At 37.3% G+C, this 17,900-nt stretch carries 16 protein-coding genes and 1 riboswitch; of the genes, 8 read left to right on the forward strand and 8 right to left on the reverse strand.

Annotated features, from left to right (window positions below; all coding sequences use genetic code 11):
* Nucleotides 1-7: 7 nt before the first annotated feature.
* A complete protein-coding gene (gene mbcS, locus ACKVEV_RS11100) occupies nucleotides 8-1,594 on the reverse strand; it encodes an acyl-CoA synthetase MbcS (RefSeq protein ID WP_409370418.1) in 1,587 nt (528 codons plus the stop codon).
* Between the two features lie 193 nt (nucleotides 1,595-1,787).
* Nucleotides 1,788-1,886, forward strand: a riboswitch (TPP riboswitch).
* An 89-nt stretch (nucleotides 1,887-1,975) separates the two neighbouring features.
* On the opposite strand from mbcS, the gene thiM reads away from it, so the two are divergent.
* From thiM to thiE, 3 genes are read left to right on the forward strand one after another with little or no spacing between them, the layout of a single operon-like run.
* Entirely contained in the window at nucleotides 1,976-2,743 is a 768-nt protein-coding gene (gene thiM / locus ACKVEV_RS11105; protein ID WP_409370419.1) for a hydroxyethylthiazole kinase, read from the forward strand.
* Complete coding sequence (thiD, locus tag ACKVEV_RS11110; protein ID WP_409370420.1) at nucleotides 2,731-3,555, forward strand: bifunctional hydroxymethylpyrimidine kinase/phosphomethylpyrimidine kinase; 825 nt, start codon at nucleotides 2,731-2,733, stop codon at nucleotides 3,553-3,555. Before thiM ends, thiD begins: the two co-directional genes overlap by 13 nt.
* Complete coding sequence (gene thiE, locus ACKVEV_RS11115) at nucleotides 3,545-4,180, forward strand: thiamine phosphate synthase (RefSeq protein ID WP_409370421.1); 636 nt, start codon at nucleotides 3,545-3,547, stop codon at nucleotides 4,178-4,180. Before thiD ends, thiE begins: the two co-directional genes overlap by 11 nt.
* Before the next feature lie 79 nt (nucleotides 4,181-4,259).
* On the opposite strand, the gene ACKVEV_RS11120 is transcribed toward thiE, so the two are convergent.
* From ACKVEV_RS11120 to ezrA, 4 genes are all read right to left on the reverse strand, one after another.
* Entirely contained in the window at nucleotides 4,260-4,472 is a 213-nt protein-coding gene (locus ACKVEV_RS11120; RefSeq protein ID WP_409370422.1) for a small, acid-soluble spore protein, alpha/beta type, read from the reverse strand.
* 214 nt (nucleotides 4,473-4,686) lie between these two features.
* Complete coding sequence (gene thiI / locus ACKVEV_RS11125; RefSeq protein WP_409370423.1) at nucleotides 4,687-5,895, reverse strand: tRNA uracil 4-sulfurtransferase ThiI; 1,209 nt, start codon at nucleotides 5,893-5,895, stop codon at nucleotides 4,687-4,689.
* Nucleotides 5,892-7,052: a cysteine desulfurase family protein gene (locus tag ACKVEV_RS11130; RefSeq protein ID WP_409370424.1), complete on the reverse strand. Its 1,161-nt coding sequence runs from the start codon at nucleotides 7,050-7,052 to the stop codon at nucleotides 5,892-5,894. The genes thiI and ACKVEV_RS11130 overlap by 4 nt, the downstream gene beginning before the upstream one ends.
* 381 nt (nucleotides 7,053-7,433) lie before the next feature.
* On the reverse strand, nucleotides 7,434-9,137 hold the full coding sequence (ezrA, locus tag ACKVEV_RS11135; protein ID WP_409370425.1) for a septation ring formation regulator EzrA: 1,704 nt from the start codon (nucleotides 9,135-9,137) through the stop codon (nucleotides 7,434-7,436).
* Between the two features lie 199 nt (nucleotides 9,138-9,336).
* Here ezrA and hisJ point away from each other — a divergent pair, with 199 nt between their 5' ends.
* Complete coding sequence (hisJ, locus tag ACKVEV_RS11140) at nucleotides 9,337-10,134, forward strand: histidinol-phosphatase HisJ (RefSeq protein WP_409370426.1); 798 nt, start codon at nucleotides 9,337-9,339, stop codon at nucleotides 10,132-10,134.
* A 21-nt stretch (nucleotides 10,135-10,155) separates the two neighbouring features.
* A complete protein-coding gene (locus ACKVEV_RS11145; protein WP_409370427.1) occupies nucleotides 10,156-10,635 on the forward strand; it encodes a GAF domain-containing protein in 480 nt (159 codons plus the stop codon).
* An 88-nt stretch (nucleotides 10,636-10,723) separates the two neighbouring features.
* On the opposite strand, the gene ACKVEV_RS11150 is transcribed toward ACKVEV_RS11145, so the two are convergent.
* The gene (locus ACKVEV_RS11150) at nucleotides 10,724-12,607 is read right to left on the reverse strand and encodes a sensor domain-containing diguanylate cyclase (RefSeq protein ID WP_409370428.1); all 1,884 of its coding nucleotides are present in this window, start codon (nucleotides 12,605-12,607) and stop codon (nucleotides 10,724-10,726) included.
* Between the two features lie 449 nt (nucleotides 12,608-13,056).
* Here ACKVEV_RS11150 and rpsD point away from each other — a divergent pair, with 449 nt between their 5' ends.
* Nucleotides 13,057-13,659 carry a 30S ribosomal protein S4 gene (gene rpsD / locus ACKVEV_RS11155; RefSeq protein ID WP_409370429.1) on the forward strand — a complete coding sequence of 201 codons (603 nt, stop codon included), beginning with the start codon at nucleotides 13,057-13,059 and terminating at the stop codon, nucleotides 13,657-13,659.
* 230 nt (nucleotides 13,660-13,889) lie between these two features.
* On the opposite strand, the gene ACKVEV_RS11160 is transcribed toward rpsD, so the two are convergent.
* Together ACKVEV_RS11160 and ACKVEV_RS11165 are read right to left on the reverse strand one after the other, a co-directional pair.
* The gene (locus ACKVEV_RS11160) at nucleotides 13,890-14,447 is read right to left on the reverse strand and encodes an integrase (protein ID WP_409370430.1); all 558 of its coding nucleotides are present in this window, start codon (nucleotides 14,445-14,447) and stop codon (nucleotides 13,890-13,892) included.
* A 200-nt stretch (nucleotides 14,448-14,647) separates the two neighbouring features.
* Complete coding sequence (locus ACKVEV_RS11165; protein ID WP_409370431.1) at nucleotides 14,648-14,986, reverse strand: KGG domain-containing protein; 339 nt, start codon at nucleotides 14,984-14,986, stop codon at nucleotides 14,648-14,650.
* A gap of 746 nt (nucleotides 14,987-15,732) precedes the next feature.
* Between ACKVEV_RS11165 and ACKVEV_RS11170 the strand changes: the two genes are divergently transcribed.
* The gene (locus tag ACKVEV_RS11170) at nucleotides 15,733-16,938 is read left to right on the forward strand and encodes an iron-containing alcohol dehydrogenase (RefSeq protein ID WP_409370432.1); all 1,206 of its coding nucleotides are present in this window, start codon (nucleotides 15,733-15,735) and stop codon (nucleotides 16,936-16,938) included.
* Nucleotides 16,939-17,059: 121 nt separating this feature from the next.
* Nucleotides 17,060-17,869, forward strand: a complete 810-nt coding sequence (locus tag ACKVEV_RS11175) for a cobalamin-binding protein (protein WP_409370433.1) — start codon at nucleotides 17,060-17,062, stop codon at nucleotides 17,867-17,869.
* The last annotated feature ends 31 nt before the right edge of the window (nucleotides 17,870-17,900 follow it).

The following is a 17,900-nucleotide window of genomic DNA, read 5'->3' on the forward strand; positions in this document are numbered from 1 at the left end:
GAAATATTTATTTTTGTGTGTAGTGGGCTTGTTCTTGTTGGCGTAATTCAACGCGACGGATTTTTCCCGATGCAGTCTTTGGTAATACTTCGACAAACTCAATTGCCCGTGGATATTTGTAAGGGGCTGTCATCAATTTCACATGGTTTTGTAGCTTTTTAATAAGCATGTCATCTCCAGTCTCGCCTTCATGAAGCACTATAAACGCTTTGACAATATTGCCTCGTACTTTATCAGGACTTGCCACAACCGCGGCTTCCTTTACTGTAGGATGCTTCATTAATGCATCTTCTACTTCAAATGGCCCAATCGTATAGCCTGATGAAATAATAACATCATCTCCGCGACCTTCAAACCAGAAATAGCCTTCTGCATCTTTATATGCCCGGTCGCCTGTAATATACCAGTCACCGCGGAATTGTAAACTTGTGCGTTGTGGATCTTTAAAATACTTTTTAAAGAGTGCAGGTGTTTCTCGATGCACGGCAATATCACCCACAACACCTTCAGACACTGGATTTCCCAGGTCATCAATGATTTCTACTGTATTGCCTGGCGTCGGTTTTCCCATAGAGCCAGCGCGCGCTTCCATGCCGACCATCGTGCCAACTAGTAACGTATTTTCGGTTTGGCCGTAGCCATCACGAACCTGAATATCAAAAGTCTCCTTAAATACTTTAACTACTTCACTGTTTAGTGGTTCACCTGCAGATACAGCTTGGCGAATCTCGCTTAATTTATAATCTTGTAAATTGTTGAGTGCTGCCATAAAACGATATTCTGTCGGTGTACAGCATAAAACATTAATTTTAAATTTTTCAAGCAACGTTAAATATGTCGATGCATCAAACTTTCCTGTATAGACAAAGGCTGTAGCACCACTACCTAATGTTGCAAGGAACGGGCTCCAAATCCACTTTTGCCATCCTGGTGCTGCTGTAGCCCAAACGATATCATTTTCTTGAACACCTAACCAATTTGGTGCTGTTGTGCGTAAATGGGCATAGCCCCAGCTATGTGTATGAACAGCCGCTTTAGGGTTGCCAGTTGTGCCACTTGTATAGGCTAGAAAAGCATTGTCCGAACTTTTTGTCGGTGTCGGATTGGTATAAGCTGTAGGCTGCTCCTCCATTTTTTCAAGCAACGGTTGCCATGGTGCATGTGCATGACCTACAACAAACTGCAAAATGCCGTTTAAGTTTTGCACTTTATCAAACTGTTCAATATATTGCTCGTAGGCAATAATGCCTTTCGCATTTGCATGTGTAATACGATATTCGATATCTTTCGTACGTAACATTTCTGAGCTAGGAATAATCGTTAACCCTGCCTTCAATGCTGCTATGTATACAATGTATGCCTCTACAGATCGTGGAACCATAACTAAAAGGACATCGCCCTTGACTAATCCTTGTGAAGTAAATACATGGGCTGCCTGATTCGCCTTTTCAAGTAATGTCGCATATGTAATGTATTGAATTTCTTGCTGATCATTATATACAATTAATGCATTTTTAGATGGCTGCTGCGCATACTTTTCAATTTCCTCCACAATGTTATACCATTCTGGTGCGATTAAATCCTGTCTTTTCATAATAACTTCCTCCTTATTGCTAGGTTTATTATAAAACTCATTTTTTAATTTTTTCAATGGAAGGGACTTATTTTAAGAAAGTCATGACAATTATCATGGTTTATTCTATGGCATCAGTCACTAATTTCCAAATTATGATAGGATGCTATTGAATACGCTGATAAGGTATGTTACATTTTGGTCAACTACATATTCATGATTGCAGGGGGACTCATATCGAGTTGAGAAGGTAAAACCTGACCCTTTGAACCTGTTAGTTAATACTGACGTAGGGAGCAATATCCATCTTCTTTTTTTGATGACAAGCTCTTTTACGTGTATCTTATTCACGAAAAGGAGCTTTTTTTGCATGCTTACGTCCACCCAAAAAGGAGGACTACGATGATTTTTCAAACTATTCGTAAAAAACAACCACTCATTCACTGTATAACCAATTATGTGGTGGCAAATTTTCAAGCAAACGGCTTATTAGCAATCGGTGCTTCACCTGTTATGGCTGATGAAACGCTGGAAGTCGAAGAAATGGTAGCCAATGCTTCAGCCTTATTAATTAATATTGGCACGCTCACTAGCCGGACAACAGAATCAATGTTGCTAGCTGGAAAAAAAGCCAATGCGCTCGGTATACCAGTACTGTTAGATCCAGTAGGTGTGGGAGCTACAACCTTTCGAAAACAAACAGTACAGCAATTATTAGCACAACTTCATTTCGCTGTTATTCGCTGTAATATCGGTGAGTTAGCAGCTATCGCTAACGTGCAATGGCAACAAAAGGGAGTTGATAGCGGCGTCGGTTCTATTTCCGTTGAAGAAAAAGCGAAAGAACTAGCAAAAAAATATCAATGTATCGTGATTGTCACGGGTGAAGAAGATTTTATTACAGATGGCCAACAAGCGCAATGGATTACTGGTGGACATTTGCGCATGACAGCAGTTACTGGCACTGGTTGTTTATTAAGTGCGATTTGTTGCGCAGCTTATATTGTAGGAAATGAGCCATTTTCCCAGTTGTGCGATACATTAACAGCCTATAAAAAAGTTGCTGAATATGCCGCTTCTGCTACACAAGCTAACGGAGATTTTGCTGTGTCCATCTTAAATGAATTACATCGTTTATCGAAGGACGGTGAACACTCATGCACATTGTGACGACAATAGCCGGCTCTGATAGCGGTGGCGGTGCTGGTATCCAGGCTGATTTAAAAACATTTCAAGAATTAGGTGTATTCGGCACTTCTGTTATTACAGCTTTAACCGCCCAGAACACATTAGGTGTAATGGATGTGTTACCGGTTGAGCAAGGCTTTGTAAATAAACAACTTCATGTCCTGCTAGACGATTTCCCGATAAGTGCCATTAAAACAGGGATGCTTTTTTCCTCTGAAATTATCTGTACTGTTGCACGAACTATCTCGAATTTAACGATGCCTCTTATCGTTGATCCAGTCATGATTGCCAAAGGTGGCGAAAGTTTACTACAACAACAAGCGATAGCGTCATTAAAAAACGATTTATTACCACTTGCCACAGTCGTCACACCTAATATACCTGAAGCTGAGACGCTAACAGCAAGAAAAATTGACACAGTATTAGACATTCAGCAAGCAGCACAAGCATTATTACAGCTAGGTGTGCAATGTGTCATTATGAAAGGTGGGCATCTAGTTAACACAGATGTTGCAGTGGATTATGTATTTTTTAAAAATGGTAAAACATTTTCCATGCAGACTCCTCGTATTGCTACAAAGAACACGCACGGTACAGGATGTACATTTTCTGCTGCATTAACAGCTTTTATTGGTCAGAAAATGCCGTTAGAACAAGCGATTATTGAAGCAAAAAAATATATTCAGCTTGCCATTCTCCATGATTTATCAATCGGTCATGGCAATGGCCCAACGAATCATTTTGCGTACAAAAAATTTCATCATACTTGTGAGGTAATCATCCATGAAATGTAGGGATTTGCAGCTTTATTTTATTATGGGCACAACAAATGTGAAAAATAGACAACCGTTAGAAGTACTTGAGGCAGCGTTGCAAGCAGGAATTACGATGTTTCAATTTCGTGAAAAGGGACTCGATGCATTAAGCGATGAGCACTATGAACATTTTGCGCGACAATGTCAAAAACTATGCCAGCAATACGATGTTCCCTTTATTGTCAACGATGATATTGAACTTGCCTTAAAGTTGGATGCTGATGGGATTCATATTGGGCAAGATGACCTTCACATTTCGCTCGTGCGCCAAAAAATAGGCCAAAAAATACTTGGTGTGTCTGTCCACTCTGAAGCTGAATTACAAGTTGCTTTACAATATGGAGCAGATTATGTAGGGATTGGTCCAATCTATGCAACGACTTCAAAAAAAGATGCTAAACCACCTTGCGGAACTGAATTTTTACAACAAGCTCGAAAATTATATCCACAGCTACCAATCGTCGCAATTGGTGGCATCGACTTACACAATGCCTATGCTGTATTGCAGGCAGGTGCAAACGGTGTAGCTGTTATTTCCGCTATATGTGAAAGTATGGATATAAATAAAACTGTCGCCATTTTTAAAGCATTGTATGCAGCATAAAAATAGTCATTTTAAACAAACTAAAACCAGTGCCTTTTACGGTCACTGGTTTTAAGTTCAATAACTGCTTATTCTGCAATTATTGGTTGTTGTTTGGCATACCTTTTAATTGAGATTCTGCCATTTGTACAAGACGTTTAGTGATTTCACCACCAACGGAACCGTTGGCACGAGCTGAAGCGTCAGCTCCTAATTGAACACCAAATTCTTGTGCGATTTCGTATTTCATTTGATCTAGTGCTTGTTGTACACCAGGTACTGCAAGCTTGTTTGAACTGTTGTTGTTCGCCATGTCTGTCTCACCTCCTTGTGAATATAGAATGTGCGATATTCGATTTTTAATACGAAAAAAATAAAGGTAAAATGTAACTCTAAAGGAAAAAGTCTAAAAAACATAAAAAAGAACCGTCTCAAAGACAATTTTGAGACGGTTTCCTTCTTATTATAATGGCGTTATGAAATTAAAAAAACATAGCCATCATTTTTTTATAAATAACTGAAATTTTTTATAAAAGATCTGCAAATTTATCTTTTGGCTGCTCTTTTTTCGGGAAAATGTACACTTCACGATTTTTTACTGCACGTTCAATTAGTTCATCGAAGTCAGAAAAGCTTTCGTAGTGCTCCACTTTTTCAAGCTTCGGCTTTGTTTTTGGACTAGCTGGTGTGAAAATTGTACAGCAATCTTCAAATGGCTGAATCGATGTTTCATATGTGCCGATTTTCTCCGCAATATCAATAATTTCTAATTTATCATTTGAAATTAGCGGACGTAAAATTGGTGTATTTGTTACAGCATTAATCGCAGTTAAACTTTCAAGTGTCTGACTCGCTACTTGTCCAAGACTTTCGCCAGTAACAATAGCAAGTGCACCAATTTCTTCACGTACTTGATCAGCAATTTTTAACATCATACGACGAGTAGTTGTCATTGACACATTTGACGGTACTTTTTCTTTAATCAGCACTTGTATTTCGGTAAACGGAATAACATGTAAACGAATATTTGCTCCGAATTTCGTTAATTCATTTGCTAACACTTTTACTTTTTCTAATGAATTTTGACTTGTATATGGTGGGCTAAAGAAATGAATCGCTTCTAAACGTACTCCACGTTTCATCATTAAATAACCCGCAACAGGACTATCAATTCCTCCTGATAGCATTAATAAAGATTTTCCGTTCGAGCCTACTGGCATTCCGCCTGCTCCAGGAATAACTTGCGCCATCATATACGTTGAATCGTGACGCACTTCCACGCGTAGCTCAACATCTGGATGCTTCACTTTCACTGATAAATTTTGATATTGCGGTAATACGTGTCCGCCAATTTCACGCTGAATACTGTGCGAATCTAATGGGAATGTTTTATCTGTACGTTTTACTTCTACTTTAAAAGTCAGCTGTTCATCTTTAAACGTATCCATAATGGTAATGGCCAGTTGTTTCATCGCATCCATATCTTTTTCACATGCAGCAACTGGACTAAATGATTGGATACCGAAAATTTTCGGTAAACCAGCTAATAAGGCATCCATTTGTGCCTCATCTTCAATAGCAATAAACATGCGATCACGTTCTGTACGAATGTGTAAATAGCCTAAATCTGCAAATGCATGGCGAATATTTTCACGTAAGCGACGGATAAAATCCATTTTATTACGTCCCTTTGTTGATAGTTCGCCGTAACGAATTAAAATTTCTTTCCAAATCATAATAATAATTCTCCTTTAAGTTCCATCAATACTTTTTTGATTACTTGAATAAATTGTGCGATATCTTCAGCGGTTACATGTGCACCAAAGCTAATGCGAATAACACCTTTTTTATAATGTTCATCAATCGTCAATGCTTCAACAACGTGGCTTGTCTTTGTTTGCTTTGAAGAACAGGCACTGGATGTCGAGACAATAACACCATGTTTTTGCATCGCATTGATTAGCACTTCACCTTTTATATTACGAACACTAAACGATAAAATATGTGCAGCACATGCTGGGCTCGATAAAATGTGGACGACATCTCCAAATTGTGCTAGTTCGGCACGAATTTCTTGTTGCCATGCGCGATATTTTTCAGCACGTTCTTGCATTGTTTCAACTGCAATACGAGCCGCTTTTGCCAATGCTACCGCTTGTGGTACAGCTACAGTGCCACTGCGTAAGCCAAATTCCTGCCCACCGCCTAATGCATATGGATGCCATTGCATTTGCTTTCGAAAAGCTAAAACACCTGAACCTTTAAAGCCATGTATTTTATGGCCAGAAATCGTGATGCAATCAGGACCATCCTCGCCATTAAAGCTTAAAGGCAGTTTTCCGAAGCTTTGAACAGCATCTACATGGAAAGCTGCTCTACTTTCAGCATGAATGATTGTAGCAGCTTCAAAAATTGGTTGAATTGCACCCATTTCGTTATTTACATGCATGATACTAACTAAAACAGTATCTTTACGTATTTTAGCTTTTAGCTCATCTAACGAAATGACACCTTGCTTATTGACACGTAAATACTCTATTTCAAAGCCTTCCTTTTCGAGTTGCTTAACTGATTCTAATACAGAAGGATGTTCGATTTCTGTCGTTATAATATGTTGCCCTTTATGTTTGTTGCCACGTGCTAAACCAAAAATTGCTGTGTTATTTGATTCGGTGCCACCTGAAGTAAATAGCACATTTTTTGCTTCAGTCTTCAAAATATCTGCTACTTGCTCACGTGCACGCATTAATAATTCATTTGATTCAACACCCATGGCATGAATCGATGCAGGGTTTGCGTAATACTGTTCATTGACTGCCATAAAAGTTTGCATTACTTCTTTATAAGGCTTTGTTGTAGCACTATTATCAAGATAAATTGTCTTTGCTTTCATTTTTTCACACACTTTCAAAACGTTGATTTAACGGTATTTATCATAACGCAATCTGTGACGATTGACTACTAATTATTCTAATTTAGTCATTTGGCTTATAGATAAGATAAGTAAATATACTTTAGGAGCAAGTTTTTACAAAAATAAAATGAGCTTGTACAAAAGAGAAAAGTGTTAGATTGACTGCCATCAATCTAACACTTTTTTGCTGCGCTATTGTTGTCCGCTTCGGCGGTGCATTCCCACAGGAGTCACCACCTTTGCTACTAACAACTAGTTTTTTCTTAATTTATTATTCATTATAAAAGAAAGATTAAGCGATGTTTTCCACATTGTCTTAGCCGAAAAATATCCCAGCCTCATTTCTTTTTTATGCTTATTTTAAGACCGCGTTAACATGTCCTCTGCTACGATGGCCTCGATACGTTTTAATGCGCCCGGCTCCATTTCCTCCACTGCTGTTCCAGCTTCTTCTAAAGCCTTCGCATAGCGGAATTGATGGAATGCTTCTTCCGCTTCTTTTAAGCGCGCATTTAATTTTGGATTTGTTGCACGGTGACGATTGCCATATTGAATAATACGTTCAATTAGCATGACATTCTCAATCAATTCATGAGCCTTTGCATGTACTTCCTCGACACAAAGCGTAGCTGCATTTAAATTGTTATGAACAGTTCCCATGTTGAGTGGTACTTCTTGAAGGCTTTGCATCACAACATAAATATGCTCTGCTGCCTCATCTAAACGCGCGTCCATCTCTTCAGGAATTCCTGGAATATTCGCCTTATTTAACAGACGATCTGTTTCTTGAAGAATTTTTTTCAAGTTATCCACTTGCATACGCGCTTTGTTTTCATCAATGCGGAGCTTTTTCATTGTGTTTGATAAATGCCCTTGCTCTTCGTGAATGCGCTCTAGTTCTTCACTAATTTCAATTAATTCCTCTTGGAGACTAGAATAGGCTGATTTTTCCTCAGCAACACGCATTGCCAATAAATCATATCGACGTTGTAGTGCTTCTAATTGTTTTAAAGCAGCCTTTGGAATTTCTGCATCTTTTTCATTTAAATGATAACTTTGTTGCACAAACGATGCTTCATCACTTACTGAACGTGTTGAATTAATGACATTTGTAATAGATCCTAATAATCGCTCACAATTTTGATCAACATAATTTTTCGCAATCACTTCTTTTTCAAGTAAGTCATAAAAATGATCAATTTCTTCATTAATTTCAGCAACACGTGGTTTGACAACCGTTAACTTTAGCTCAGCTAGTTCATCCTTCAACGTGGCAAATTCAACTTCTAGTTTGTCCAACGCTTCTGTTAGCTCTAAATGATGTAAGTAGTATGATTGTTCTTCCATTTCACGTTTACCGTTACGCAATTCTTGAATTGCGCCTGGTAATTTCACTTGCAGTTCCGTTAAAATGGTTGGGACGTCATTAATATATTCAAAGGTCTGCTGTGATTCATGATTTAAGCTAATGACAATTTCACGTGCTTGCAAGTAATTCCCTTCGCTTGTGAGTACATCAAATTCTTCAAATTTTTGCACAAACACTTCTAATTTTTGTTCAAGTGCTGGTAACGCTACACCAAATGAATGCTGGTGTGCAAGTAATGTTTTACGTGCTGATCGATAATATTCTTTGAGCTGTTCGATTTCAATTCGGTTTTTTTCTTCGCTGCCAATTAATTCATTAAGTTCTTCTAAGATTTTATCTTTATCTTTTTCACACTTAAGAATATAGTCTTCAATTTCCCGTTCAATTAACGTTGCTTTTTTAAAACGAAGACGATTGATTTGATCCTCAGCATCAAATAGGAGTGAATCAATTTTTGTCATATGTACGTCGATGACTTCATCCCAACTATTACGCCATCTTTCAAACATTTCCTCTGTTTCACCATTCATGTTTAATGATTTAACTTTAGAAATTTCTTCATTTATGGGATTGTTTTGTATTTGTAATTTTTCATTTTCAAGTTGTGCAATAATTGTTGTATGTTTTTTTCGCATCATTAATCCTACTATTGCTAAAATTAATAGTAGGATAATTGGAATGATGATATACTCCATCGTAAGCCTCCTATTCTACAATAAACGAATTGGCTAGTTGTATTTATTATATACTATGTTTTCGCCTTTTGTACTAAAATTTAAGTGATTTTCAGAAAAGTGTATTCACGACCTACATATTGGTAGCTGTCCATGTGTCAATGAACATAGAGCTGAAATATGTAATTATTATTTTAATCGTAAAAGGAGTGTAAAATGTATGAAAAGAGACGGTCATATCCATAGTCCCTATTGCCCGCATGGGACATCTGATTCATTTACACAATATATTGAAAAAGCTATTGCTGAAAACTTTACGGATATTACATTTACAGAACATGCTCCGCTGCCTGCTAGTTTTATAGATCCTACACCTCAACAGGATAGCGGTATGCAGCCAGATTTTTTACTGCGTTATTTCGAAGACTTACAGCAACTGCAAAAGCAATATGCACAAGACATTCGCATTCGTATCGGTTTAGAGATAGACTATATTCAAGGTTTTGAGCACGAAACACGTCACTTCCTTGATACATATGGTACGTTTTTAGATGACGCCATATTATCCGTCCATTTTTTACAATGGGGAGATACATACGAGTGCATAGACTATGCTGCTGATCATTTTATAGCTTTTGCTAAAAAAGTAGGCTCTATTGAACAAGTCTACCATTTATACTATGATACTGTTCTTCAATCGATAGAAGCAGATTTAGGTCAATATAAACCGAAGCGCATCGGTCATCCAACACTAGTTCATAAGTTTCAATTAGCCCATCCTACGAAAATTGATGATCGCGTCCGTATTCAGGAAGTTTTAACTACTATGCAGCAAAAAGGATATGAGTTAGATTTAAATAGTGCTGGTTTAAGTAAAACACATTGCCAAGAACCTTATCCACCATTTGCCTTCATCGATTATAGTAAATCGATTGGATTGCCTATGGTTTTCGGATCAGATGCGCATACTGCTGACGATTTACATCAGCATTACAACTCTATATTTCCAAATAAATAACTTTTTAAACGAGGTGCTATTATGTTTTCACAAATTAACTACGAAGGTTCAATTGCCGATCAATACAACACATTAGCCAAGCAATTAGATGCTCTATTAACAGGAGAAACCGATCGTATTGCAAATTTAAGTAACGCTTCTGCTTTGCTAAATCAATTTTTACCGAATATTAACTGGGTTGGCTTTTACCTATTACAACAAGATGAGCTCGTTTTAGGCCCATTCCAAGGCTTACCTGCATGTGTAAGAATACCAATAGGCCGTGGTGTTTGTGGCACAGCGGTGTCACAAAAAGAAACACTAGTCGTTAAAGATGTCCATGCATTCCCAGGTCATATTGCCTGCGATGCTGCCTCACAATCTGAAATTGTTATTCCTCTTATTCAACAAGACCAGGTGATTGGCGTGCTCGATATCGACAGCCCTATCAAAGATCGCTTTTCAGTGGAAGATCAAGCAGGCTTAGAACATTTTGTACAAACATTAATGCTCCATATTTAGAAATAATAACCACACATAACCACTAAAAAATGCCCTGAAATGGATTGTAAATATATCATTTCGGGGCAAATCTATAGTAAAACGGTTTTTATGCATTTGTTTGTAAAGTTCGATCATGGATGCAAAATCTATTTTTCCCGCTGTTTTTCGCTTCGTATAAAGCGGTATCGGCATGTAGAAAAACAGATTGAAAGGCTGGTCGATAGTTTTGATCCCATGTAATAAGCCCTGCAGAAATAGTTACTTGCGGGTCAGTAGCATTTGGAATGACTTCAACGATGGTTGAAGCTAGTTCAATCGCTTCTTGCTCATCTACATTTGGTACATACACCGACATTTCCTCTCCACCCCAGCGAGCACAAATTCCGTTGGCACCTATTGTTTCCTCTAGTTTCCCAGCAATTTGCACAAGGATCTTATCGCCTATTTGGTGTCCATACGTATCATTGATGCGTTTAAAATTATCAATATCAATAAGTAAGAACATTCCTGACTGATCTTTTTTTAGTGACTTTTCTACGTATTGGTCTAAAAAACTACGCGCATAAAGTTTTGTTAAATGATCTCGATCGACCATTTCTTGTAGCTGATTTCGTAAAATTGAGTTTGCAATCGCTAACGATGAATGATGGATTAAAGATTGCATTAGCTTAAAGCTGTCAAATGAAAAGAAATAAGGCTCTTTGTGTAAGACGATACTAAAGCCGTTAATATTTTCCTCCATTAAGATAGGAATCGCCATAATTGAACGATATTCTATTTGATTTGGGGTTAATCGGCTAAAATCTGCTATAAAAAGTGGATCATTTGTAAGCTCAAAATGTTGTTCAACATGTCGAATATAAGTCTTGCCTTCTTCTGATTTAAATAAGGATGTACTAGCATCAGTCACCACATAGGAAGTATTATCTTTAAAAGCGAAACAAACTTCCATTGGCTGGAAAGACTTCATTAATTGTTTTTGTAGGAAAAGTAACATTTCATTAATATCAATTCGCATATTTAATCGATGCGATGTTTCATTGATAAGTTGTAAGTCACTTACGAGGCGATGCGATTGATGATATAATTTAGCGTTTTCTAGTGCATTACCAGATGCTTGTGCGAGCATGCGTACAAAGTCTTTTTCTGTCGCCGAAAAAAGGTATGTCGTTGGTGCACTAACTTGTAAAATTCCATAAATAGCTTGTCTCCCTTTAATAGGAGCATTTAATATTCGATAATTCAAGTCGCCAGCTAATTCAGTTGTCAACTCTCCCGATACGAAGGCTTCAATAGTAGCAGGTCTTTCTGATAAGTAATCAAAAAGCTTTATATCGATCGTCGTATGGCGGTCTTGATCATTTGATAATATAAGTTCCACATTAAATTCCGGAAAATTATCGCGAATATTTTTTAAAACATTTTCTAAAATTAAATCTATATCCATTGTTGAATGAAATAAATCTGTCATATTGTAAAGTTTTCTATATTGGTCTTCATTTAATTTTACTTCTAAATTTTCACTTAGTATTTGTAAAACTTTTGTAAGTGTTTCTATACACTCTTCACCGTAATCCGAAGTCATGAAGTCCGTCCATGTATCAGTGGCTTCGACAAGCAATACACCAATAGGATTTTTGCCCTCCGCCTGGAAAAGCACCATATCTGTCATCATATTATAGGCTGGTTTTTCTTTTAATATATAAGGAAGCTTCACCATTTTTTGTTGGTAAAAGCTAGCTTCTATCATTAGCCATGACACAGCATTTAGTTTTGTTTCGATTGTCAAATTGGCTAATTCTTCAACAGGTATTAAACTATTCCCTTCAAAGCTAAGAAAGGCCGCATTTTCAATTTTTAAGTGCTTCTTTAGACACTGTTTTAATGAATAAAAATACTCGTTAAAACTGTTTAGTCCTCCATTCGAACTCACCCAAATGCTCAAAACATCAGATTTTATATATTTCAGCGTTTGTAAATGGTCTGTCATGAAATCACCTTTTCTATATAACGTACAAATCAATTACTATTAACTTATAATGTATTATACATAATTTGTGTCATTTTGACTATGTAATTCTACCTTACTTTTACATTTTACATTTACTACCGCATCCATAACCATTTCGTAATAGTATGAAATGTCTCTCAATGACTATAAAGTCGTTTTGAAAATAATAGTGTTAACAATTGACGTCTACGCTTGAAGCAGTTACAATGAAGTTTGTGTAAAATAAACGCAGCAGTGGTATAAGCTTATGACTGTATTTTATTCCTCCATTTTACTGAGTAGTACGCTCCGTTAAAATAGATGGTGTATTGTGTAACCTAATGGCTGCATAGGCGAAAATACATGAAAATAAAATGCGTGTAAGAATGGGTACTACTGGTTTTTGTTTTACAACAAAAAAAACCAAATTAAAAGGAGGAGACAACAATATGTCTCGTTATACAGGTCCATCTTGGAAATTATCACGTCGTCTTGGTATCTCACTAAGCGGTACTGGTAAAGAAATCGAAAAACGCCCTTACGCACCAGGTCAACACGGCCCGAACCAACGTAAAAAATTATCAGAATACGGTTTACAACTTCAAGAGAAGCAAAAACTTCGTCACACTTATGGTATGACTGAACGTCAATTCCGTACTCTATTCGACCGCGCTGGTAAAATGAAAGGTGTTCACGGTGAAAACTTCATGATCCTTCTTGAAACTCGCCTTGACAACTTAGTTTACCGTTTAGGTTTAGCTCGCACTCGTCGTGGAGCTCGTCAATTAGTAAACCACGGTCATATCTTAGTAGATGGCAAACGCGTTGATATTCCATCATTCAGCGTTAAACCAGGTCAAACGATTTCTCTTCGTGAAAAATCTCAAAACCTTGCTGTAGTAACAGAAGCTATCGAAGTAAACAACTTCGTACCTGACTACTTAACTTTTGATGCAGACAAAAAAGAAGGTACATTTACTCGCCTTCCAGAGCGTTCTGAATTATCTTCAGAAATCAACGAAGCATTCATCGTAGAGTTCTACTCTCGTTAATTTTTTAACGTTAGAATGTTTGTGTTTCTTAAACCCCGCAACCTTGTTTATTCAAGTGTTTGCGGGGTTTTTGTGTATATTCAATCGAGTAAGCATCCCCTAGGTATATTAACCTAATCAAGTTGCTATTTTAGCTAATAATTTTCTCTACTAAAAAAGAAAGCCACTCATGATGTTCTAATGAGTGACTTTAAGGTATCAGGCACTCAAACCATTCGGAGTGCCGCGTACTATGCCAACTGTAAAACAGGTTGGCTTAAAAGGTTATGGTATGCATGTAAATCTTGTTCATATAATTTATGATATGTCGCTAAGCTATGTTGCTTTATATAGTCAAAGTCCTTTTTATCTATTAGATGAAGTGTATTATTAAGGTCCCATGCATTTTCCCATGCCGTTTCCTCGAATTGAATATTCATCTCGTGCTCTTCAATAATCATAGATAACAGGTGCTCATTACGGTAAATTTCTTTTTTGGCATGCTGTTTTTTCATCGTAAAGATTTCAATCGTTCTTGGAAGAGATGCTTGTAGTGCTTCACGGTCAACAGCATGACCCAGTTCATGTAACGTAATAGTTTTCACATAAATCTCCAGTGGAATCGGTACCATTAGCTCATTTCTTGCTTCTATTAATCTGTTCGCATCAAACCCTATATAATCCCCAATAAAGTTATAACTCATATTAATACCAGAATGATCTGGTTTTATTGCCGCCGTTATCCCTACTGCTTGCATAACGGAATAAATTACATCATGTAGTTCTTTTTCATTATTCAAAGTTGTCATTATCGCTTTCCTCTTTTCTTCTGAAAACAAGCTAATGATATTTTAGTAGAAGCGGATTAAATATATACTAAAATTAGGAGAAATACAACATATTTATCCTGTTTATTCAGAGGAAAGCGTTGTTATCATCAAAAAAAGACGTTTGTAGTTAAAAACTACAAACGTCTTTTTGCTTGTTTAACACTTTATCTACTATTCAATTAGTTGTTGTTATTGTTATTTTTATTACGTTGATTGTGGTTTCCAGTGGCGTTGTTACTACGCTGGTTGCTGCGTGCTTCTCCACCTTTACGTCCTATTTCTTCATAAAAATCGTCGTCGTGGTTGTCAGCGGTAGCTTCTCCACCCTTACGCCCAATTTCTTGATAAAATTCTTGTCCATGATTTTTAGACGTAGCTTCTCCGCCTTTACGTCCAATTTCTTCATAAAAATCATGACCATGATTTTTGGAGGTAGCTTCTCCGCCTTTACGTCCCGCTTCTTCTACAGTCATGTTTTCATTGTTGTTTCTGTTGCGATTGTTCTGCTTGTTAGCCATTTTACATCCTCCTAATTAATTTTTTAAGCTATTGACTAGCTTACTAGTTATATTCCCAGTCTCTATATGGCTAAACATTATTTTTTAAAAAATCTATTATTTTCTTTCCATTTATTAAATGATTGCTCATTATCTAATAGAAAAACCTATCGACTTCAATCGTATAGGGAGAACATTTCGACAGAGCTTCCATTTTACTATAGAAGGTTGGACGTATATTATTTACCGACGACCGCTTCGGTTTTACCTCGTACAACGGTGGTCATCATTCCCCTTCTATACTATGAGTTCTTTCATCTGATAGGAAAAATCCCCTCATTCAAAATCTACAATTAATTTTGTAAATGTCCACGCACTACATTTCAAGTCATTGTAAATTTTTCTGTACATTAAAATAGCAATTTCCCACATTCAATACAACATAAACACTATCATTATATTAACAACTAAATATCAGTTATTTACTATTCAACATAGTACAAAAATAGAACTGATTTCCAAAAAATATATTTTATTTTCATACAATAATATTTATTAAAACGTATGCAAATCAACAATCTTACTCCTTATTAAATTCTACCCATCCATTCATCTAGTTACTTTTTTGTGAAATAATAACAGGAAAAATATTTACAATTTTAATAAAAATTTGGCTTGAACTTTCAAAAAAAATAGAATAATATGGATTTCGGAAGGTGGTTCGCCATCATTCAAGCAATAACAATTTTCTTAAAGGGGTTGGAAATATGTCAGACGTTCTAAAGCAATTTGTAATGCCAAAAACAAACTTATTTGGACCTGGAGCAATTCAAGAAGTTGGTAAACGCTTAAATGATTTAGAAGTGAAAAAGACATTAATCGTAACAGATGAGGGCTTACACAAACTAGGTCTCTCTGAGCAAATTGCTAACATCATCACAGCAGCTGGAATTGATGTTGCAATTTTCCCTAAAGCAGAACCAAATCCAACAGATCAAAACATTGAAGATGGCATCGCTGTTTATCACGCAGAAAACTGTGATGCAATTGTATCTCTTGGAGGCGGAAGTGCACATGATGCAGCAAAAGGTATCGGACTTATTGCTTCGAATGGTGGACGCATTCATGATTATGAAGGCGTTGACAAATCAGAAAATCCACTGGTGCCATTAATCGCGATTAATACGACGGCTGGTACAGCAAGTGAAATGACACGCTTTACAATCATCACAGATACTGCTCGTAAAGTTAAAATGGCGATTGTTGACAAGAACGTGACACCGCTTGTATCGATTAATGATCCAGAGTTAATGATTGGCTTACCTCCAGCCCTAACAGCTGCAACTGGTGTAGATGCATTAACCCATGCTATTGAAGCGTTTGTTTCGACAAACGCAACACCTATTACAGATGCATGTGCTGAAAAAGTACTTCAGCTAGTGCCTGAATTTTTACCACGTGCATATGCAAACGGTGCTGATTTAGAAGCACGTGAGCAAATGGTCTACGCTCAATTTTTAGCAGGTATGGCGTTCAACAACGCTTCACTTGGCTATGTCCATGCTATTGCACACCAATTAGGCGGTTTCTATAACTTGCCACATGGCGTATGTAATGCGATTTTATTGCCACATGTTTGCCGCTTCAACTTGACAGCACGTACGGAGCGTTTTGCGCGCATCGCTGAGCTATTAGGTGAAAATGTTGAAGGCATCAGTAAACGTGACGCTGCTGAGAAAGCAATTAGTGCCATTGAAAAACTGTCTAAAGATTTGAATATTCCTAGTGGCTTCCGCGAATTAGGCGCGAAGGATGAGGATATCGAAATTTTAGCAAAAAATGCAATGTTAGACGTTTGTGCTGCAACAAATCCTCGTAAAGCTACACTTGAGGACATTAAGCAAATTATTGCAGCTGCTATGGGACCTGTTGTAAAATCAGCAGAATCACTTGAAGCTGTTGCCCTTTCTTAATATATTGATAACGAAGACGTGTCTCTTGAGGCACGTCTTTTTTTGAGCAAACGACAATCGCTTATTGTATGTGTGCCTAGTGACAGCTATACTTTTCTTAAAAAGATATTGGGGGAAAGATATGCGTTTAATTTCAATTTGTCCAAGCAACACAGAGCTTGTAGGCTATTTAGGGTTGACTCATCAACTAGTAGGGGTCGATGATTTTTCAGATTGGCCGTCCGCTGTACTTGATTTACCTAAGTTAGGACCCGATTTATCGATTGATATGGATGCATTAGAGGCATTGCAGCCAGACCTAGTACTCGCATCATTAAGTGTACCAGGTATGGAGAAAAATATAGAGGCATTACAGGAAAGAAACATTCCCCACATCGTCTTTAATGCCAACTCGTTAAATGAAATTGCACAAGATCTTCTCACACTAGGCGTTGCTTGTGGCGTGGAAGAGCATGCAAAAAAAATTGCTGTAGAATATTTACACTTTATCGCACAGCTTCAATCGATTGCGCAAGGCATTCAAGGGAAACCAACATTGTATTGGGAATGGTGGCCAAATCCTATCTTTACACCTGGTAAAGTCAATTGGCTAACTGAAATTAGTAGCCTTGCAGGTGGTCAAAACCTGTTTCACGATATTGAGTTAGCAAATGTCCAAACCGATTGGCAAGAGATTATTCGCCGTAATCCAGATTATATTTTAATGGCATGGGTAGGTGTTGCCTATGAGCGCATTAAACCAGCTCATTTATTGAAACGTCCCGGTGCCAACGAGTTACAGGCGGTTCAATTGCAACACGTGCATATTATGGAAGAATGGTTGTATTGCCGCCCATCACCACGACTCGTGGAGGGGGCGCTAAAGCTTGCTCAACTGCTACACCCCGAAAGCTATCAGCAAATAGCGCTACCAAGCTTTTTACAAAGCTAAACATAAAAACACCCCTCGAATGTATTTATTC

Source organism: Lysinibacillus sp. 38-6, assembly GCF_046245175.1.
Classification (GTDB): Bacteria; Bacillota; Bacilli; order Bacillales_A; family Planococcaceae; genus Lysinibacillus.